This window comes from Halanaerobium saccharolyticum, from assembly GCF_003259895.1.
GTDB classification, from domain to species: domain Bacteria; phylum Bacillota; class Halanaerobiia; order Halanaerobiales; family Halanaerobiaceae; genus Halanaerobium; species Halanaerobium saccharolyticum_A.
Genome location: NZ_QLME01000005.1, coordinates 56,623 through 75,539 on the forward strand (window position 1 = coordinate 56,623; position 18,917 = coordinate 75,539).

The 18,917-nt window shown below is 35.9% G+C and carries 20 protein-coding genes, 1 tRNA gene and 1 riboswitch; of the genes, 20 read left to right on the forward strand and 1 reads right to left on the reverse strand.

The genetic code is table 11. The features are described from left to right. The first annotated feature begins 64 nt into the window (after positions 1-64). From C7958_RS15890 to C7958_RS05190, 15 genes are all read left to right on the forward strand, one after another. Positions 65-187, forward strand: a complete 123-nt coding sequence (locus tag C7958_RS15890) for a hypothetical protein (RefSeq protein ID WP_258394132.1) — start codon at positions 65-67, stop codon at positions 185-187. A gap of 52 nt (positions 188-239) precedes the next feature. Further along, on the forward strand, positions 240-662 hold the full coding sequence (locus tag C7958_RS05120; protein ID WP_111571591.1) for a hypothetical protein: 423 nt from the start codon (positions 240-242) through the stop codon (positions 660-662). A gap of 64 nt (positions 663-726) precedes the next feature. Continuing rightward, entirely contained in the window at positions 727-900 is a 174-nt protein-coding gene (locus C7958_RS15600) for a hypothetical protein (RefSeq protein WP_166668493.1), read from the forward strand. A 33-nt stretch (positions 901-933) separates the two neighbouring features. Continuing rightward, positions 934-1,389 (forward strand): JAB domain-containing protein, encoded by a 456-nt coding sequence (locus C7958_RS05130; RefSeq protein WP_089722898.1) that lies wholly within the window; start codon positions 934-936, stop codon positions 1,387-1,389. A gap of 274 nt (positions 1,390-1,663) precedes the next feature. After that, complete coding sequence (gene bet / locus C7958_RS05135) at positions 1,664-2,557, forward strand: phage recombination protein Bet (RefSeq protein WP_111571593.1); 894 nt, start codon at positions 1,664-1,666, stop codon at positions 2,555-2,557. Next, entirely contained in the window at positions 2,554-2,820 is a 267-nt protein-coding gene (locus C7958_RS05140) for a LysM peptidoglycan-binding domain-containing protein (RefSeq protein ID WP_111571594.1), read from the forward strand. The genes bet and C7958_RS05140 overlap by 4 nt, the downstream gene beginning before the upstream one ends. A gap of 476 nt (positions 2,821-3,296) precedes the next feature. Then, positions 3,297-3,737: a hypothetical protein gene (locus C7958_RS05145; RefSeq protein WP_111571595.1), complete on the forward strand. Its 441-nt coding sequence runs from the start codon at positions 3,297-3,299 to the stop codon at positions 3,735-3,737. Positions 3,738-3,790: 53 nt separating this feature from the next. Beyond that, entirely contained in the window at positions 3,791-5,284 is a 1,494-nt protein-coding gene (locus tag C7958_RS05150) for a type I restriction-modification system subunit M (protein WP_111571596.1), read from the forward strand. Next, complete coding sequence (locus C7958_RS05155) at positions 5,277-6,536, forward strand: restriction endonuclease subunit S (RefSeq protein WP_111571597.1); 1,260 nt, start codon at positions 5,277-5,279, stop codon at positions 6,534-6,536. Before C7958_RS05150 ends, C7958_RS05155 begins: the two co-directional genes overlap by 8 nt. A 3-nt stretch (positions 6,537-6,539) precedes the next feature. After that, on the forward strand, positions 6,540-9,575 hold the full coding sequence (locus C7958_RS05160; RefSeq protein WP_111571598.1) for a type I restriction endonuclease subunit R: 3,036 nt from the start codon (positions 6,540-6,542) through the stop codon (positions 9,573-9,575). A 95-nt stretch (positions 9,576-9,670) separates the two neighbouring features. Further along, entirely contained in the window at positions 9,671-10,693 is a 1,023-nt protein-coding gene (locus C7958_RS05165) for a hypothetical protein (protein WP_111571599.1), read from the forward strand. Positions 10,694-10,740: 47 nt separating this feature from the next. Beyond that, on the forward strand, positions 10,741-11,469 hold the full coding sequence (locus C7958_RS05170; protein ID WP_111571600.1) for a M48 family metallopeptidase: 729 nt from the start codon (positions 10,741-10,743) through the stop codon (positions 11,467-11,469). A gap of 87 nt (positions 11,470-11,556) precedes the next feature. Further along, the gene (locus C7958_RS05175) at positions 11,557-11,844 is read left to right on the forward strand and encodes a nucleotidyltransferase family protein (RefSeq protein WP_111571601.1); all 288 of its coding nucleotides are present in this window, start codon (positions 11,557-11,559) and stop codon (positions 11,842-11,844) included. Continuing rightward, a complete protein-coding gene (locus tag C7958_RS05180) occupies positions 11,841-12,179 on the forward strand; it encodes a HepT-like ribonuclease domain-containing protein (protein ID WP_111571602.1) in 339 nt (112 codons plus the stop codon). The genes C7958_RS05175 and C7958_RS05180 overlap by 4 nt, the downstream gene beginning before the upstream one ends. Positions 12,180-12,403: 224 nt before the next feature. Next, complete coding sequence (locus C7958_RS05190) at positions 12,404-12,580, forward strand: UPF0175 family protein (protein ID WP_111571604.1); 177 nt, start codon at positions 12,404-12,406, stop codon at positions 12,578-12,580. 15 nt (positions 12,581-12,595) lie between these two features. Here C7958_RS05190 and C7958_RS05195 read toward each other — a convergent pair. Continuing rightward, a tRNA-Arg gene (locus C7958_RS05195) sits at positions 12,596-12,670 on the reverse strand. A 190-nt stretch (positions 12,671-12,860) separates the two neighbouring features. Between C7958_RS05195 and C7958_RS05200 the strand changes: the two genes are divergently transcribed. The 5 genes from C7958_RS05200 to C7958_RS05220 all read left to right on the forward strand — a co-directional run bounded on the left by C7958_RS05200 (position 12,861) and on the right by C7958_RS05220 (position 18,853). Continuing rightward, positions 12,861-13,748: a cation diffusion facilitator family transporter gene (locus C7958_RS05200; protein ID WP_111571605.1), complete on the forward strand. Its 888-nt coding sequence runs from the start codon at positions 12,861-12,863 to the stop codon at positions 13,746-13,748. Positions 13,749-13,778: 30 nt separating this feature from the next. After that, positions 13,779-14,531: a hypothetical protein gene (locus tag C7958_RS05205; protein ID WP_111571606.1), complete on the forward strand. Its 753-nt coding sequence runs from the start codon at positions 13,779-13,781 to the stop codon at positions 14,529-14,531. A 52-nt stretch (positions 14,532-14,583) separates the two neighbouring features. Next, positions 14,584-14,688, forward strand: a riboswitch (SAM riboswitch). Positions 14,689-14,834: 146 nt separating this feature from the next. Beyond that, positions 14,835-15,722 carry a methylenetetrahydrofolate reductase [NAD(P)H] gene (metF, locus tag C7958_RS05210; protein WP_111571607.1) on the forward strand — a complete coding sequence of 296 codons (888 nt, stop codon included), beginning with the start codon at positions 14,835-14,837 and terminating at the stop codon, positions 15,720-15,722. 1 nt (position 15,723) lies between these two features. Then, positions 15,724-16,479 carry a Vitamin B12 dependent methionine synthase activation subunit gene (locus tag C7958_RS05215; protein ID WP_181453809.1) on the forward strand — a complete coding sequence of 252 codons (756 nt, stop codon included), beginning with the start codon at positions 15,724-15,726 and terminating at the stop codon, positions 16,477-16,479. Further along, the gene (locus tag C7958_RS05220) at positions 16,463-18,853 is read left to right on the forward strand and encodes a homocysteine S-methyltransferase family protein (protein ID WP_111571608.1); all 2,391 of its coding nucleotides are present in this window, start codon (positions 16,463-16,465) and stop codon (positions 18,851-18,853) included. Before C7958_RS05215 ends, C7958_RS05220 begins: the two co-directional genes overlap by 17 nt. The last annotated feature ends 64 nt before the right edge of the window (positions 18,854-18,917 follow it).

Below are 18,917 nucleotides of genomic sequence, written 5' to 3' on the forward strand. Positions count from 1 at the left end.
TAAGGAGGTGAGAGTAGATAAGGGAGTGGTCTTAGTCCAAAATAATGAAAGGGAGGTGAATTAGATGGCTTCTAAAACACTTGTTATCCTACTGCTTGGTGCTTTAGCCTGGCAGAGTTTGTTCAGTGGAGATATTCTGCTGGCTTTGTTCTTTATTCTCTTTGATCTTTATCTAATTTCTGAGTAACTGCTGTTTAAGTTGAAAGTCAAAATAAGACTAAAATACGGAGGTAATAATTATGTTTAAAGAAGAAAATAATGTTGAGACTGTTCTAAGACTGAGAGAGATGCTGGTTAGAGCAATGATGGCGGAGAACGATGTTATGCAGGAGCTGGTCTTAAGTAAGCTGGAAGAGCTGGATCTCAAGAGAAAAGATGAGCTCAAATATGCTGAGAAGATTATTGATTCTAAGAGTGGTGACAATGCCTTTAAGAAGCTTGCTCAGACAGCTGAGAATGGCGTTAAAAAGGCAGCTGGACTTGCTTCTACTGGAACCAGGAATGTTGCTAAAGTCACCGGTGTGGCAGCTTCAAAGGTCGATAGAGCGGCTCTGAAGGCGATAGAGAAGTCAGTTATCGCTGCCAATTCAACCAGGCTTAAATCAGAAAGTGTTTTCTCAGAATTAAAGGAAGCGTTCATGAAAGGCTGGAATAATGCTTAGAATTAAACTCAGGGGACTGTCAGTGAGAGCTGATGGTCTCTTTTTTTATTTGGAGGTGAAAATTATGCCGGTTAATGGTGTGCCGAGTGATGATTGGAGAACAAAAAGAGCTTTAGGACCTTATGCTGAGCCAATGGATGAAGATGAGCTGGAAAGAGCAGCCAGACTGCTGCAGGAAAAGAAGAAAAGAGCTGCAGTTTTAAGCAGTGATGATCAGGAATTTAAGATGCCCTTTTAAATGAATACTAAAAACATAAAGGAGATGAGAGTAATGGTAAATATTCAGAAGTTTAGTCTAAGGATTGTTAAGGAATCAGGTGGAAGGTATGACATTGATAAGTATGTGAGGAATCCATTTCAGGCAAGAGATCTCTTTGTTGAGGTGGTTGAACTGGACCGGAGAGCAGAAGAAGTCTTTGCTATCGCTACCCTTGACGTTAAGAACAAGGTAACAGGGGTATTTGAGGTTTCTACAGGTACATTGACCTCAAGTCTTGTTACTCCAAGAGAGGTCTTTAAACGGGCAATACTGCAGAATGCAGCGGGTATAGTTTTAGCTCACAATCATCCTTCAGGTGTGGCTGATGCAAGCAGTGATGATATCTCTATCACCAAAAAGCTGCAGAAGGCCGGTAAGATAATGGGGATCAATGTTGTGGACCACATAATTATCGGCAGCAGAGATAATTTTATCAGTATGCAGGAAGAAAATCTAATGAAAGACTGAATCATCAAAAGTTAATAATAGTTAATTAACCTGGCCGGCGCCGGGATTTTTTTATGTCAAAAAAATAGAGAAAGGAGATGATCAAGATGTATGTAAAGCAATGTCCTGAGTGTAAGAAGAAGTCCTACAGCTCCTGTAAGAAGGGTGAATGGAACTGCCCCCACTGTGACCATGATCTAAGTGATGAAGAAGCTCAAAGACCAGAAGAAGACTAAATATAATTGGAGGCCTGGATTTAATCTGGGTCTCCTTAAATTAAGAGGAGGAATAAAAAATGAGTGCAAATAGCAAAGTTGTTGATATTAACAGAAAGAAAAAAGAACTAATTACTTTTACTGAAGAGGAGTTAGAAACCCTGAGACGAACTGTTGCCGGAGATGCAAGCAGTGATGAATTTAAAATGTTCATCTATCTGGCTAAAAACTATGGACTTGATCCTTTCAATAAGGAAATATTTTTCTGGAAGAAAGATGGTAAGCCAACAATTATGACTTCCAGGGATGGTTATCTAAAGATAGCTGATAGGCATCCCCAGTATGATGGGCTGGTTTCAGATGTAGTTAGAGAAAATGATAAGTTTAGACGAAAAGAAACTGGAATTAATCATCAATATGGGACCAACCGCCGACAGATTGTCGGTAGTTACGCTTTAGTTTATAGAAAGGACAGAAGCTATCCCGTTTATATCTTTGCTCCTTTTAATGAATATCAGGCTGATTCTAAGATCTGGGAGCAGTATCCTTCAGCTATGATCCTTAAAGTTGCTGAATCAATGGCCTTAAAGAGAGCTTTCAGTGTTTCTGGTCTTGTTTCCAGGGAAGAAATGGCTGTACAGCAGCAGAATGATTATAATTTTGATGAGATTCCATTCAGCCAGGTACAGGGCAAGAAGAATAAAGGTGAGACTCAGGAAGATAAATCTCTGAAAAACGATCAAGTTAACTCTCTAACTGAAAGAGAACTTGCTATTAAAGAAATAGTTGGGGATGATCCTAAGCTGAAAGAAGATCTCTATAATTACCTCAGACATGTAAAAAGAGAAAAAGGTATAGACAGCAGCAAAAAGATATCGATCAACAGCTTAAGTAAAGAGCAGTTTGAGCAGTTGAAGTCTATCTTAAATACATTCAGTAGGTTAAGTGCTCAGGAAAGGAAGGAAATCTCATGAATAAACTAACCGCAGCTTCTGTATTGATGGCAGTAATGTTTTTGACAGCTGCAATTCTAGCCCAGACAGGTCCAGATGATATTATTGACAGTTACAGCTGGAATGAAGTTTATGTGGTAAAGCAAGGTGATACACTCTGGGAGATAGCAGAAGAGATTAACTCTGACTTTGACCCGCGGCTGATGGTAGCAGCCATTAAAAAGGTCAATGAAATTGATACAATGATCAGAGTTAATCAGAAGATTGTACTTCCAGAAAAGTAGACTGAGAAAGGGTGAAGCTTTGAGAAATCTTTTCTGGTTTAAAACTATGATTTAATAATATCACTGGAGCGACTAATCTTCAAAAATAATCCTGCAGTCTTCATTGTGAATAAAGGTAAATCTGATGGAGACTGCTGATATTTTAATCCAGTCTATATGGCTTTAAATGCTTGTTTTGAGGGCGTTCATCTGTTAACATACAAATAGCCAGATAAGGTAAAAATAAGCGCATATGACTTTCTGAGACCCTTTAGGAGTGGCTATTCCAGTGTGCTGATATATGTGGAGAATAAAGTGAAAATAGTTGGTTATACCGCTCTTTTTCTACAATTTACGACAATAATAACTGCTGCAGCAATAAAGGAAAATTAAAGAATTTATTGAAGTATAAATAGTAATAGGTAAAATATTTTCTTGCTGGTGACAATACGGTGTCAGAGTAGTGAGCTACAATAAATTAAAGGGGATGAAAAATAATGAGAAGAAAACTGGGAATAAGTCTTGCTTTAATATTTGTGTTGGTCTTCACTTTTTCGATTCAGGCTGCTGGACCAGAAGATCTATTTCTTGATTCTGCAGCTGCTCAAGAGGTTATAAAGGAGCAGGCAACAGAAGACTGGGAAGATGATTTTGAAATGGTTAAATACCAGATTGATAACCAGACTGCAGCCTATAACTGGCTTATAAAAGTAGAGGATCATCTTGACTTATTGAAACTGGCTAAAGAAAAATGGGACACCGATTATGAAATGATTAAGTACGAATATGAAAACCAGGTAGCTGCCTATAACTGGGTTCAATCTCAAGATGAACATCCCGAAATCATGGCTGCTGCAAAAGAAAAATGGGGTCTTGACTATGAAATGGTCAAGTATGAATATGAAAATCAGGTAGAAGCTTATGAAAGCATTAATTAAACTTTATAATATATTAATAAGTGAGAACTTAACTATTCTAGGAGGAATTGTAAATGTCGAAGTTAACATTAGAAGAATTAGAATCACATCTCTGGGAATCAGCTAATATTTTAAGAGGTAGCATTGATTCCGCAGATTATAAGAACTACATATTTGGACTATTATTTCTAAAAAGAATGAATGATGTATTTATGGAGAACAGAGAGCACATTATTGAAGAATACGGTGAAGAAGTAGTAGATGATCCAGACTTTTACACTGAGTCAAAGGTGTTTATTCCTGAAAGAGCTCGCTGGTCTGCAATTAAAGAACAGACTGAAGATATTGGAGCAGCTATCAATAAAGCCTTTGTAGTTTTAGAACAGGAAAACTCTGTTTTAGAAGGAGTGCTGACTACAGTTGATTTCAATGACAAGGATAGATTACCTGACAGTGTGTTAGAAAAGTTAATCCAGCATTATACTGATTTAAAATTAGGTAATGAAAACTTAGAAGATGCTGATCTTCTGGGTAGAGCCTATGAGTACTTAATCAGACAGTTTGCTGATGATGCCGGTAAAAAAGGTGGAGAGTTCTATACTCCCCGTGAGGTGGTTCAGCTTTTAGTAAGAATTTTAGATCCTCAGTCCGGGGATCGTGTCTATGACCCGGCCTGCGGCTCTGGCGGGATGCTTATTTATTCTGCTGAACATATTAGAAAAGAAGATCAGGATAGAATGGAGAACATTTCTCTTTTTGGTCAGGAAAGAAACTTAAATACCTGGTCTATTGCTAAGATGAATATGTTTTTACATGATCTTTATGATGCACAGATTAAAAGAGGCGATACTTTTACAGAACCACTATTTTTAGAAGATGGTGGTAAGCTGCAGCAGTTTGACAGAGTGATTGCCAATCCAATGTGGAATCAGAGCTATGCCAAGGGTGATATTAAGGAGTCTCAGGCATATAATAGGTTCAATTATGGTTTCCCCCCTAAAAACTCTGCGGACTGGGCCTGGGTTCAGCATATGTTAGCAAGTGCCAATCGTGATGGTAAGGTTGGGGTAGTTTTAGATAATGGAGTGCTTTTCCGCAGCCGTTCTGAGGGTAAGATCAGAAAGAAAATCTTAAAAGAAGATTTAATTGAAGCTGTGATTGCTCTGCCATCTAATTTATTTTACAATACCTCTTCACCTGGCTGTATTTTAATGTTGAATAAGAATAAGCCTGCTGAAAGAAAAGACAAGGTTATTTTTATCTATGGTGAGGAAGATTATGAAGAAGGAAGCAACCAGAACTTCTTAAGAGAGAAAGACTTAGAAAAGATTTTAGATGCCTATCACAACTTTGATGATATAGAGAAATATTGTAGAGTTGCTGATATGGAGGAAATAGAGAGAAATGATTTCAATTTAAATGTACCTCGCTATGTTGATACCACAGAAGAGGAAGAGCCTGTAGATGTGGCAGAAGTTTTAACTGAGCTTGATCAGCTAGAAAAAGAAAGAGATGAGATAGAATCAGAGATGATTAGCTATCTTAAGGAGCTTGGTTATAATGGTTAAAGAGGGATACAGAAATACTTCCATTGGAGTTATTCCAAATGATTGGAAAGTTGAGCGTTTAAGTGATGTTGGTAAAGTAACTGGAGGTAATACTCCAAGAAGGAGTACAGATGAGTATTGGGGAGGAGATATTCCCTGGCTTACCCCTTCCCAATTGACTGGGAAATTGATTAATGAGATTAGTGAAACTGATGAATATATTACAGAAAAAGGATTTGAAAATAGTTCTGTTAAATTATTACCTCCTGGTACAGTAATTATGAGTAGCCGTGCCACTATAGGTGAAACAGTTATTAATAAGGTTCCCCTGACAACAAATCAGGGATTTGCTAATATAATTTGCGATGAAAATAAAGTTTATAATTACTACTTGTTATATTTGTTACGTTATATTACTCCACGTTTGGAGGCTCTAGCAGGAGGGAGTACTTTTTTAGAGATCAGTAGGACTAATGTTAGGAGTGTAAATATTCCTGTCCCACCTCTCTCTGAGCAGAAAAGAATAGCATCAATTCTATCATCAGTAGATAAGTCAATAGAAAAAACTGATGAAGTAATAGAAGAAACAAAAGAACTGAAAAAAGGATTGATGCAGGAGTTACTTACTAAAGGGATTGGGCATAGTGAGTTTAAGGATAGCCAGTTTGGTGAGATTCCTAAGAGTTGGGAAATAAAACAGGTAAAAAACACTGGAAAAGTAATTACAGGTTCTACTCCGAGAACTGCAGATGAAGAGAATTATGGAGGCTACAAACTATTAGTTGGACCAGGAGATCTTACTGATAATAAATATATATATAATTCTGAAAAAAAGCTATCTGAAATTGGTTTTGAAAAGACAAGAAAACTCCCTAAAGGGTCTATTTTAATAACTTGTATTGGAGCAACAATAGGAAAGATGGGAATTGCTGGAATAGAGTTAAGTACTAATCAACAAATCAATTCGATAATTTGCAATAATAAATATGACAATGAGTTTGTATATTATTGTTTGAATAAGAACTTTAGAATATATAAAAGTTATATTTCTAATCAAGCTGTACCGATAATGAATAAGACAACATTTTCTAATTTATCTTTACCAGTTCCTTCTCTAGAAGAACAAAAGAAAATAGCATCAATTCTATTAACAGTAGATACTAAGATAAAAAAAGAGAAAGAATACAAAGCTAAACTGGAGCGACTTAAAAAAGGTTTAATGCAGAAACTATTAACAGGAGAGATTAGAGTAAATACAGATATGGAGGTTTAGAAAATGACTGGAAATTGGGATGAGTATAATCAATCAGAAAAACCTGCTTTAGATTTATTGGATACTTTAGGCTATAAAGTCTATGATCAGCTGGACAAAGATTTTACAGAGCTGCCTCAAAGAGAATCAGAACACCAGGTGATTTTAATTGAGGAGCTTAAGAGTGCACTCAAAAGAATCAATCCCTGGATCAATGAGAATAACTTGAATAAGGCAGTTAATGAGATCAGGCCTGCTCGCCTAAAAGCTAATTCTTTAATGGCAGCCAATGAGATGATCTATGATAAACTGATTAATCACATCAGTTTACAGCAGGATATAGGTCATGGCAAGAAGAACCAGACTATTAAGTACATAGATTATGAGGACATTGATAACAACTCCTTTATAGCAATCAACCAATTTCGAGTCAAAGGAAAAGATCCGATTAAACCTGACATAACTCTGTTTGTTAACGGTTTACCTCTGGCTGTAATAGAATGCAAAAATAATACTACCTGTAATGAGCCAGAAGAAGAGGCAATAAATCAGCTGAGAAGATATCAAAATATAAGAAGTGATGATACTGAGGAAGGTGCAGAAGAACTATTTTACCCCAATCAACTGCTTGTTGCCGCCTGGGGTGACTCAGCTACCTCTGCTACAGTAGGTGCTCCAGCACAGGCATTTAAAGGCTGGAAAGATCCTTATCCCTATACTAAAGACTCTTTGGCAGAACTACTGGGGAAAGAGCCTACAGGACAGGATATACTTCTTTTCTCACTTTTCAAAAAGAATAGATTTTTAGATATTATCAGGAACTTTACTGTTTTTGAAGACAAGGGCAATGCTAAAGTTAAAATGGCCTGCCGCTACCAGCAGTACAGAGCTGTACAGAAAGCAGTAGAAAGAATAAAAAATGCTGAGTGTTTAGAAGACAGAAACGGAACTGTCTGGCATACTCAGGGTTCAGGTAAGTCTTTAACCATGCTCTTTTTAGCTCTTAAACTGAGAAGAATGAAAGATATCGGTAATCCAACGATGCTGATCGTAACAGATAGGGTTGACCTTGATGAACAGATCAGTGGTACTTTTAAAAAGTGTGGCTTTCCTAATCCAGAAAGAGCAGCCAGTGTAAAAGACTTAAAAGACCTATTATCTTCTGAAGCAGGCAGAACTATTATGACTACTATCCATAAGTTTCAGGAACATGAAGAAGAAAAATATCCTGTTTTAACTGAAAGAGAGAATGTATTTGTAATGGCTGACGAAGCCCACAGAACTCAGTTTAAAGATTTAGCTTCCAATATGAGAAGAGCTCTACCAAATGCAGCTTACATAGGTTTTACTGGAACACCAATTGACAAAGAATCAAGAAGCACCTTAAGAACCTTCGGTGACTATATTGATACTTACACGATAGAAGAATCAGTTGCCGACAATGCTACTCTGCCGATCAAATATGAGAGCAGGATGGCTGATTTACATGTGGAGGATAGAACTTTAGATGAAGTCTTTGATCAAACCTTCCACAGATATTCAGATGAAGAGAAACAGAAGATAAAAGAAAAATACGCTACTGAAAATGACATAGCTGAAGCAAGTTCCAGAATTAAAACTATTTCCCTAGATATTATTAAACATTATACGGAAAAGATCGCCCCTTTTAAGGCTCAAATTGTGGCCGTAAGCAGACAGGCAGCAGTCAGGTATAAAGAGGCGATTGATGAGTTAGATGGTCCAGAAGCAGCTGTATTAATCTCTGGCGGGCACAATGATGAGGGCTTGCTTAAAAAATACAGTGTTGATAATGATCAGAAGTCTAGAATAGTTGAAAGGTTTAAGAATCCTCGCTCTTCACTTAAAATAATCATCGTTTGTGATATGCTTCTGACTGGTTTTGATGCTCCAGTTGAGCAGGTTATGTATTTGGATAAGTCTCTGAAAGAACATAACTTGCTGCAGGCTATAGCCCGAGTTAACAGAGTTTATCCTGAGAAGAATTATGGTCTGGTAGTAGATTATTATGGAGTCTTTGATAATCTTAAAAAGGCACTGGCTATCTTTAATCCTTCTGATGTGGAAAATGCTGTAACTCCAATTGAAGATGAGAAGCCAAGACTGGAAGCTAATCATAGAGAGGTAATGAAATATTTTAGAAATACAGATATGAGTGACCTGGAAGCCTGTATTGAGCTCTTTGAAGACGAAGAGAAGAGAAATGACTTCAAAAATGACTTTAAGGACTTTGCTAAGAGTATGGATATCATTATGCCTCATCCAATAGCTGATCCTTACAGGGGTGATTTATATAAGCTGAGCAAAATCCAGACAGCCGTTAGAAATAGGTATCGTGATGACAGTATTGATATCAAAGGTGTGGGAGAAAAGGTTAAAAAGCTAATTGATGATCATATCAGAGCAAGCAGTGTCAGAGTCCTACATGAGCCAGTATCTATACTTGATGAGAAAGAGTTTGAAGAAACTCTAGATGACTTAAAATCTGATAAGGCTAAAGCCAGTGAGATGGAGCATGCGATAAAGAAAGAAATCAATGTACAGATGGATGAAAACCCTGTCTATTATAAAAAACTAAGTGAGCGACTGGAAGAGATCATCGAGAAGCGTAAAAATAATCAGATGAGTCTTTTAGAACAGATTGGTGAGATGAAGGATATTATTAATGATATGAGAACAGTCCAGTCGAAGGCAGAAAAACTGGGGTTAAACAAGAAAGAATTTGCCCTCTATGAACTTCTTTTAAATGAGAGAGATAAAGAAGAAAAGGGCAAAGTTGCAGAAGAGCCTGGTGAATATACTGCAGGTAAAGGGAGCAATGAGCCTTATGTAAACAAAACTGTCAAAGAAGTTACTCAGAATATCTTTAATGACTTAAGTGAGTACACTAAGATTGATCTCTGGCGTCAGAAGACTGAAGTTCTTCAGAAGATGCGAAAAACAACCAAGGTTCATCTGATCAAATATGACGAGTTTAAGCAGAAATACGAGAGTTTAACTAACAAGATAATTAAGCTCTCTCAGAATATATTTATGTTTTAAATAAAAAGCGAATATAATAGCAGTAAGATAAAAGTTGATAAAATTAAGCAGTTGTCCAGACTGTTAAATTCTAAATTTTAATGGGGGTTGAGTTAATGAACAAAAATAACTGGGTTGGTGAACTAAATTATATTGAGCCGAATTACGATTATCAAAAATTATTAGCGAATCTAACCAAAAAGGAACTAACAGAAACCAGAAAGCTTTGGGATTTTCATGGTATTAGTCAGCTTAATAAGGCTGCTCTTATTGAAGAGCTTATTAAAAGAATTAATGATAATCTGGAATCCTGGATCTTGCTCTTAGGTTCAGATCAGATTGAATTTTTAAAAGAAATAATATCCCGTTGTGAAAATTATTCTGCCGCTTATTTTGAACTTAATGAAATAGTTTATTATATTGCAGACTATTTTCAGGCGAGAGGGGTTGTGTTTTTTGGCCGTCATCAGGATACAGCTCTTTTTCTAATCCCTGAAGAATTAAGGTTCAAAATAAAATCTATCTTAAATAAAAAAAGTGTACAAAAACAGATTAAATTAAATGATAATTATATAAAATATGCGGTTGGTAGTGCGATTTATTATGGAGTTTTAACTCCTGATCTGCTATATGAATCATTAACAAGATATATGAAAATAGAGGAGAGAGTTGATCCTTTAGATGTTGTTTTAGAATATGCTCAGTCTTCCATGATTGCCTATAGTATCGGCCCGTTTTTTATTGTAACCGCTGTGGAAGATGCACGTGAAATTCTAATTGAAAGAGAAAGTAGAAGTGGCCTGGATTATTTTATCCCCTCCAAAAAAGCTGTAGAAAATGCCTATCAAAAAGGTCATCCAAGCTGGAATCTTGCCCAGCGGAGATTTAAAAAGAAACTGATAAAAACTTATAAGCTGTCAGCCGAGGATGCGGAAATGCTCATATTTAATTTTTCACTGCTGATAAAAAACAATATCAGTACAGGAGAAATAATACGAATTTTAGCTGAGAGTTTTGAAATTGATGTTTTTGAAAATAAAGATGAGCTTATTCAGCTGATTAATGATTTTCATAATAATACCAGACAGTGGGTTTTAAAAGGACATACTCCGGCAGAAGTGTACACTAAAAATAAGTAATCTGAGAGTCTAGGAAGAACTGAATTATTTTAAGTTGGGAGATTGAAATGGAAAAAATTAAACTTGCAAATCAAGTACTAAAATACAAAATAATACGTAGCAGTCGCAAAACAATGGGGATCATTGTTGATCATAAGAGGAATTTAATAGTTAGATCTCCAAAAAATACAGCAGAAACTAAAATAGAAGAGGTACTAAAGAAAAAAACTAACTGGATTCTTTCCAAATTAAAGGAAATGGACAAGATTAAGCCAGCACCAAAAGAAAAAGAATTTATGACCGGGGAGAAACTTCCTTATTTAGGCAGAAGATACAGACTGGAAGTATCACCAGCAGAAATATCAAAGGTAGAAGTTAAACTTTATCAGGGTAAGTTCATTATCAACTATCCTGAAAAGTTAAAAGAAAATGATGAGCAGAGAAGAGAAGAAATTAGAGATGTTTTAATAGAGTGGTATCGTGAACATGCAAAAGAAAAAATTAATGAGAGAGTAGAAAAATATAAGGATAAACTTGATGTGCAGCCCAATAATGTAGTTGTAAAAAAGCAGAAAAAAAGATGGGGCAGCTGTAGCAGTAAAGATAACCTGAACTTTAACTGGAAGATTATCATGGCACCAATGTCTATTGTGGATTATCTGGTGGTACATGAGCTTACGCACCTAATACATGACAACCATTCTAGGGATTTCTGGGCAACAGTAGCTGCTATAATTCCTGATATTAATGAAAAGAAGGAGTGGTTGAAGGTGAACGGGAGAAGATTAGACTTTTAACTAACTAAAGTTTTTTGTTATAGAATAATAAAATTGATATAATAGTATTAGCAGGTAGTTTACTCTAGAGTAGGAAGGAGTTAAAATATGGATAACAAAGATCTTAAGAAAAAGCTAAGAGATTTAAAGCCGATTTTAGAAAAGAATTATAAGGTTAAAAGTATCGGTCTTTTCGGATCATTTGCAAGAAATGAAGCTAATGAAGATAGCGATGTAGATATTCTAGTTCAGTTTTCTGAAGATATAGGCTGGGAATTTATAGATTTAAAGCAGTTTTTGGAAGAAAGTTTAGAGCGAGAGGTTGATTTAGTAACTGTAGAGGCTTTAAAGTCAGAATTAAAAGAAGAAATATTAAGAGATGTGATATACCAATGAGAAGAGATCTTTTGTTTTTAAAGGATATCATTAAGGCAATGAATAAAATATTTAATTATACTGAAAAGATGACAAAAGAAGATTTTAAAAAAGATGATAAAACTATTGATGCAGTTTTGAGAAATGTAGAAATTATAGGGGAAGCAGCAAATAAATTATCCGAAAGAATCTATGAAGAAAATAAAAGTGTTCCCTGGGGACGAATGATTGGGTTGAGAAACATTGTTATTCATGAGTATTTTGGTGTGGATTTGAATATTATTTGGCAGATTGTTACAGTTAATTTACCAGAAACTAAACCTGAAATTGAAGAAATATTAAAAGAGATATCTTGAATTAATTTATTTTTAGGCAGTAGGGGGCAAAAGCATTAAGATATTAACATGGAATTGCAATATGGCTTTAAGAAAGAAAAAGGAGTATGTTTTAGAGTTGGATCCTGATTTACTAATAGTTCAGGAGTGTGAAAATCCAGCTAAAAAAGGTTCCTGGCAGGAATTCTCTAACTATATTTGGATTGGAGATAACAACAATAAAGGGATAGGAGTATTTTCTAGAAATGATTATAATGGCAATGGCGGTCAAACTATTTGAACTCAAACGAATATCTTCAGGAATGGCGGCAGAAATGGTAGGTATGGATCGAGTTTCATTTCTTTTCGAGTTAAACCAGTATGGAGTAGAAATGATAAGTATGGAGCCAGAAGAATTAGCTTCTGATCTTGAAAATGCTTAACCTTATATAAACAAATGGTGCCCCCGGTAGGAGTCGAACCTACGCTCAAGGCTTCGGAGGCCTTTGCTCTATCCACTGAGCTACGGGGGCATTACCTAAATTATTTTAACAGAATGAGCCTTTAATGTCAATAAGCTGAGCTGTTTAAAATTTTTAATTTAAAATAAAAGAATAATATTAATTATTTAACAGCAGTCTATATTTTTTTAATGATATAATTATCTCTGGAAGATAAAAAATCCAGAAGGAGACTAAATTATGGAAAATAATTGTGATCAGAATGAGTGAACATAATCATGAACATTCAAATACTTCAAATATCAAACTGGCTTTTTTCTTAAATCTATCTTTTACCATTATTGAGATTATTGGCGGCTTTTTAACTAACAGTATGGCTATTTTGTCTGATGCCCTGCATGATTTAGGAGATTCGCTTTCCTTAGCAATGTCCTGGTATCTAGAAAATTATTCTCAAAAAGGATCAGATAAAGATTTTAGCTATGGCTATGCTCGCTTTTCGCTTTTAGGAGCCTTAATCAACAGTTTAGTCTTAATTTTAGGATCCGTTTTTATCTTAACAAAGGTTATTCCCAGAATCTTTGCTCCTCAGGCTTTACGTCCAGAAGGGATGCTGTACCTGGCCATTTTAGGGATAATAGTTAATGGGATTGCTGTTTTTAAATTAAGAGGTGGAGGCTCTTTAAATAAAGATGTTGTCAGCTGGCATCTTTTAGAAGATGTTTTAGGCTGGATTGCAGTTCTAATAGTTAGTATTGTTTTAATTTACAAAGATCTTCCAATCTTAGATCCACTGCTTTCATTAGCAATTAATATCTACATTTTATATAATGTAATTTCTAAGTTGAAAAAAATCTTAAATATTTTTTTGCAGAGAGTTCCACCTGGAATTGAGATCGGAGCACTGCAGCAGAAAATAGCAGCAGAGACCCAGGCGCTTGCAGTTCATCATACCCATATCTGGACCTTAGATGGAGAAAAGAATTTTCTCAGTACCCATGTAATTATTCCAGATCAATTTTCAAAAGAAGAAATAATAAAGCTTAAATCGAAAATTAAAGAATTACTCGCCGCAGAAGAAATAGATCATGTAACAGTAGAGATAGAATATCAAAATGAGGAATGTGAAAATGAAAATTGTAAGGCCTAGATAGGTCAAAAATTTGAGGAGGTTAATACAGTGCAGAAGAAAAAGACTCTCAGAGAAAAACTCAATTCAAAGATGCTGGAAAAATCAGATATTCCGGTAATTGTTTTTTTAACAGTTATCTTTAGTCTATTTTTTGTCTGGAGAATGCGGAAATACAGTCCGGATCTTTCTTTAAATCTTTTTTCAGAATTAATCGGGGTAGCCTTTACTCTCTTTATCATCGATACCCTGCTGGTTAGATCAAAAAATAAATTATGGGAGATTGTTCATGTCGATATTGACTATTTAATCAGCCGCAATATTAATCGTCTGCGGGATGGAATTGCTACCAGGGCTTTTAGCTTTGAAGCAGATGTTGATTTTAGCAGCCAGGATCATGACCAGAATGCGAAAGTTTTAAGTACAAAAAGAGCAGAGTTTTTAAATGAGCTGGAAAATTTATCAGAAGAAGAAGTGTTAAGCCGTTTAAATATAGAAGTGTTTTTTAATGAAGATAATTATGATTATTTTGATGAAAAAGCTGAGGATATCTGGGAAGTCATAAACATGAAATACTCTGAATATTTGGCTCCAGAGCTTGTTTCTCAGTTAATTGATCTCCATACCTCCCTTAAAGATCTCGGAAGTTCCATCAGACAGTATGAAAAGAGTGAATTTTTAAAAGCACACCGAGAATATTATCAAAATGCTGGTAAACAATCAGCAGCAGCTCATTTAATTGATCTAATTGAAATACTAAATGATTTAAAAGAAGCAGGTTATTCTGAGCTGGCCAGGGATTAAATTTCTTGACACAAATCTTTTAATATGGTAAAGTGATTAAAAATAGAATATTGTCTTATCAAGAGTGGTGGAGGGATCTGGCCCTGCGAAACCCGGCAACCAGCAGTTATATACTGCCCGGTGCTAAATCCAGCAGGTTGAGCCTGAAAGATAAGTAGTTGTGTACTCCACTTCTACTCAGGAAGTGGATTTTTGTTTTTATGATATTTTTCAACAACAAGTAGTGAGTAAAGAAAGCAATTATTAGCAGGAGCTATAACTAAATAATTTAAATAGCAGTAGAGCAGCTCGAGGAGGATAAAAATGAAGATTAAAAATATTTTTGAGGAAAAAGAAGTAGTATTTTCGCTGGAAGTTTTCCCACCCAGACCTGATGTTCCAATAGACAATATTTACCAAACCCTAGAAGAATTAAAGGATATTGACCCGGATTATATCAGTGTCACCTATGGAGCTGGTGGAGGGGTTAGAAAAAATAGAACCTGTGAGCTTTCTTCAATCATCAAAGAAAAATATGATGTAGAAGCTCTAGCCCATTTAACCTGTATCAATTCTGACCAGGAGACATTAAATAAAATTCTGGCCCGTCTGGAGAGTAAAAGCATAGAAAATATTCTGGCTTTAAGAGGAGATAAACAGGTAGATGGTGAGGCTATTGGTGATTATAATTATGCCTATCAGTTGATTGAACATATAAATAAAAATAATGACTTTGGAGTAGCTGCTGCCTGTTATCCGGAAGGACATTTAGAAACAGATAGTTTAGAACAGGATCTTGAATATTTAAAACAAAAGGTAGATTTTGGAGTTGATTATTTAATTTCACAGATGTTCTTTGATAACTCACTTTTTTATAAATTTCGCAATAAAGCAGAAAAAAAAGGAATAAATGTTCCCATTGAAGCAGGAATTATGCCGGTTATCAACAAAAAACAGGTAGGGAGAATTATAGAATTATCTGATGCATATTTTCCCGAAAAATTCCAGAAGATTTTAGATAAATATGAAGATAATCCGGAGGCTTTACGAGATGCGGGGATTGCCTATGCAGTTGAGCAGATAGTTGACTTGATTTCCAGTGAAGTTGATGGAATCCACCTTTATACAATGAACAACCCCTATGTTGCCCGTAGAATTAAAGAAGCAGTTGGATCTTTGATTACTCATATCAATGGAAAAAAGGCTGATTAAAATGGAATTAGAAATTGAAAGAACCGAAGTTTTAAGATATTTGCAGACTTCTAAGGATTTAGAAGATGACAATATTAACCGTTTAATTGCAGAAGCGACAGCTGAAATTAAAAATTTGATTAATTTTCGTTATCTGTATCAAAAATTCCCGATTGAACTGAATGAGAATGGGATAAAGGTAAAGGGTACAACTTTAACCCTCGAAGGGAAAAGCATAAAAAAACATTTAAAAAATTACGGAGAAATCTATATAATGGCTGCTACCCTGGGAGCTCAGGTTGATAAAAAAATTTCCTATTACGAAAAAGTTTCAGTTACAAAATCGATGATTTTTGATGCCTGTGCCACCACAGCTATCGAAGCAGGCTGTGATCAGGTCGAAGCTGAGATCAAAAAAGAAGTTCTGGCAGCTGGTAATGAGGATATTACCTTTCGTTATAGTCCTGGTTACGGAGATCTGGGAATTGAGATTCAAAAAGAAGTTTTAAGGATTTTAGAGGCACCAAAAAAAATTGGTTTAACTGCTTCCAAATATAATATGCTGATTCCGACTAAATCTGTAACTGCAATTATTGGAGTTATTGCAGAAAAAACTGAAGTTGATCAGCAGGCTGAAGAGCGCAAAGATATAGGCAGCGAAAGCGAAAATTCAAAAGATAGAGATTTAGAATTTGAGATAAGACACTGCAAAAATTGTATTTTATATCAAGACTGTGAGCTGAGAAGAAAGGGGATTTATTGTGGAGCTAAAGGATAAACTGGGGAAAAAAATAATATTATTTGATGGAGCTATGGGAACAGTGCTGCAGCAGCGGGGTTTGAAGGCCGGTGATGTTCCTGAAAAATTGAATATAGAAAAAAGGGAAGAGATTGTTGAGATTCATAAAAGTTATTTAAAGTCCGGAGCTGAGATTTTAACTACCAATACATTTGGAGCCAACGCTTTAAAAATGGAAGAAACAGATTATTCTGTAGAAGAAGTAATCTCTGCTGCTGTTCAGAACGCCCGGCAGGCAGTAATTGAATCTGGAATTGATGCAGCTGTAGCCCTTGATATGGGACCTCTGGGAGAACTTTTGGAACCAATGGGCAGCCTGAGTTTTGATGAAGCTTACAACCTTTATCAGCAGCAGGTACTTGTTGGAGTTGAGCATGGGGCTGACTTAATCCATATAGAAACAATAGCTGATCTCTATGAAGCTCGAGCAGCTGTACTGGCAGCAAAGGAAAATTCTAATCTGTCTATTTTCTGTACTTTAACTTTTGAAGAGGACGGTAGAACTTTTACCGGTGGCAGTATCCGCTCCATGATTTCTGTACTGGAAGGACTGGGAGTAGATGGAATTGGACTCAACTGCTCTCTGGGACCGGAAAAATTGGAACCTCTGGTTGAAGAGGTGCTTCAATATTCTAAACTTCCGGTTATTCTGCAGGCAAATGCTGGTTTGCCAGTAATGGAGAATGGAGAAACAGTATTTAAGATCTCTCCAGCGGAATATTATAAACCTTTAGCCCGACTTTACGAAAAAGGACTGGCGGTTATTGGAGGCTGTTGTGGAACAAATGAAGAGTTTATTTCTTTGATTGCTGAGAATTTAAAAAATAAAAAGGTTAAAGAGCGAGAAGTTGTAAAAGAAAGTCTTGCCTGTTCCCCTTCTCAGTATGTTAATCTGGCTGGAGTTAATGTGGTGGGAGAAAGAATTAATCCAACCGGAAAAGCTGCCTTTAAAGAAGCTTTAAGAAATGGTGATTTAGACTATATTCTAAAAGTGGCTGTAGAAGAAGTAGATGCTGGAGCAGATATTCTGGATGTTAATCTTGGGCTGCCGGAGATAGACGAAAAAAAAGTGATGGTTAAACTGATCACGGAACTGCAGGGGATTCTGGATATTCCCTTACAGATTGATTCCAGTAATCCAGAGGTTATAGATGAGGCCATAAGATATTATAATGGAACAGCAATTGTCAATTCAGTTAATGGAGAACTTGAAGTGCTGGAGAAAACTTTACCGGCTGTTAAAAAATATGGAGCAGCAGTTATTGGTTTGACTATGGATGATGATGGAATACCTACAACTGCTGAGGGACGTTTTGAAATTGCCGAAAGAATAGTCAGCAGAGCAGCTGAACATGGAATTAGCAGAGATAAGATTATTATTGACTGCCTGACACTTACTGCTTCTGCTCAGCAGGAGGGGGTCAGGGAAACTTTAAAAGCAGTAAAGATGGTTAAAGAAAAGTTGGGAGTTAAAACAACTCTCGGAGTCTCTAATGTTTCGTTTGGCTTACCGGCTCGACCTGTTTTGAATAGGACTTTTTTATCAATGGCCCTTTATCAGGGTTTAAATCTTCCAATTATTGATCCAAATGATGTTGAGATGATGGCGGCAGTTAAAGCAGCTGCTGTGTTAAATAATATTGATCAGGGTGCTGCTCAATATATTGAATATATGTCTGAACTTGAGAATAAATCTGAACCTGAAGCGGAAAAAGAAGATTTGAATGAAGAAAATGATTTACAGACCGTAATTATTAGAGGTTTAAAAAGTGAATCTGCTCGTTTGACTAAAGCCATTTTAAAAGAGAAAGAAGCTTTAGAAGTGGTAAATGAGTATCTGATACCTGCTCTTGATATGGTGGGTGAACGCTACGAAAAAGGAGATATCTTTTTGCCACAGCTGGTACAGTCAGCTGAGACTGTAAAAGAAGCTTTTTCCGTTTTAAAAGAAGAAATGGCGCGCACAGGTGGTAGAGATATTTCTAAAGGTAAAATTGTAATGGCTACTGTTAAAGGTGATGTTCATGATATTGGAAAAAATATAGTTAAAACTGTGCTCGAAAACTACGGTTATCAGATCATTGATCTGGGACGGAATGTGAATATCAGAGAAGTAGTTAAATCTGTTGTGGAAAATGAGGTTAAACTTTTAGGATTAAGTGCACTAATGACCACCACTGTTAAAAATATGGAAAAAACGATTAAAGCAGTTCGAGAGCAGTCTCCCGAGTGTCAGATCATGGTTGGTGGTGCTGTATTAACTACTGATTATGCGGAGATGATAGATGCAGATTTTTATGCCAGAGATGCAAAAGAAGCTGTAGAAATTGCAAAGGAAGTTTTTACAGAATAAGCTTATTTTTGTAATTGATTTCAATAAAAAAATAGTTTAAATTAAAACTGCCTCCAGTTTTTAG

Excerpts from the sequence above, each read along its gene's own strand:
- C7958_RS15890 (WP_258394132.1), top strand. The coding sequence starts at position 65 with ATGGCTTCTAAAACACTTGTTATCCTACTGCTTGGTGCTTTAGCCTGG.
- C7958_RS05120 (WP_111571591.1), top strand. The coding sequence starts at position 240 with ATGTTTAAAGAAGAAAATAATGTTGAGACTGTTCTAAGACTGAGAGAG.
- C7958_RS15600 (WP_166668493.1), top strand. The coding sequence starts at position 727 with ATGCCGGTTAATGGTGTGCCGAGTGATGATTGGAGAACAAAAAGAGCT.
- C7958_RS05130 (WP_089722898.1), top strand. The coding sequence starts at position 934 with ATGGTAAATATTCAGAAGTTTAGTCTAAGGATTGTTAAGGAATCAGGT.
- bet (WP_111571593.1), top strand. The coding sequence starts at position 1,664 with ATGAGTGCAAATAGCAAAGTTGTTGATATTAACAGAAAGAAAAAAGAA.
- C7958_RS05140 (WP_111571594.1), top strand. The coding sequence starts at position 2,554 with ATGAATAAACTAACCGCAGCTTCTGTATTGATGGCAGTAATGTTTTTG.
- C7958_RS05145 (WP_111571595.1), top strand. The coding sequence starts at position 3,297 with ATGAGAAGAAAACTGGGAATAAGTCTTGCTTTAATATTTGTGTTGGTC.
- C7958_RS05150 (WP_111571596.1), top strand. The coding sequence starts at position 3,791 with ATGTCGAAGTTAACATTAGAAGAATTAGAATCACATCTCTGGGAATCA.
- C7958_RS05155 (WP_111571597.1), top strand. The coding sequence starts at position 5,277 with ATGGTTAAAGAGGGATACAGAAATACTTCCATTGGAGTTATTCCAAAT.
- C7958_RS05160 (WP_111571598.1), top strand. The coding sequence starts at position 6,540 with ATGACTGGAAATTGGGATGAGTATAATCAATCAGAAAAACCTGCTTTA.
- C7958_RS05165 (WP_111571599.1), top strand. The coding sequence starts at position 9,671 with ATGAACAAAAATAACTGGGTTGGTGAACTAAATTATATTGAGCCGAAT.
- C7958_RS05170 (WP_111571600.1), top strand. The coding sequence starts at position 10,741 with ATGGAAAAAATTAAACTTGCAAATCAAGTACTAAAATACAAAATAATA.
- C7958_RS05175 (WP_111571601.1), top strand. The coding sequence starts at position 11,557 with ATGGATAACAAAGATCTTAAGAAAAAGCTAAGAGATTTAAAGCCGATT.
- C7958_RS05180 (WP_111571602.1), top strand. The coding sequence starts at position 11,841 with ATGAGAAGAGATCTTTTGTTTTTAAAGGATATCATTAAGGCAATGAAT.
- C7958_RS05190 (WP_111571604.1), top strand. The coding sequence starts at position 12,404 with ATGATTATAATGGCAATGGCGGTCAAACTATTTGAACTCAAACGAATA.
- C7958_RS05200 (WP_111571605.1), top strand. The coding sequence starts at position 12,861 with ATGAGTGAACATAATCATGAACATTCAAATACTTCAAATATCAAACTG.
- metF (WP_111571607.1), top strand. The coding sequence starts at position 14,835 with ATGAAGATTAAAAATATTTTTGAGGAAAAAGAAGTAGTATTTTCGCTG.
- C7958_RS05215 (WP_181453809.1), top strand. The coding sequence starts at position 15,724 with ATGGAATTAGAAATTGAAAGAACCGAAGTTTTAAGATATTTGCAGACT.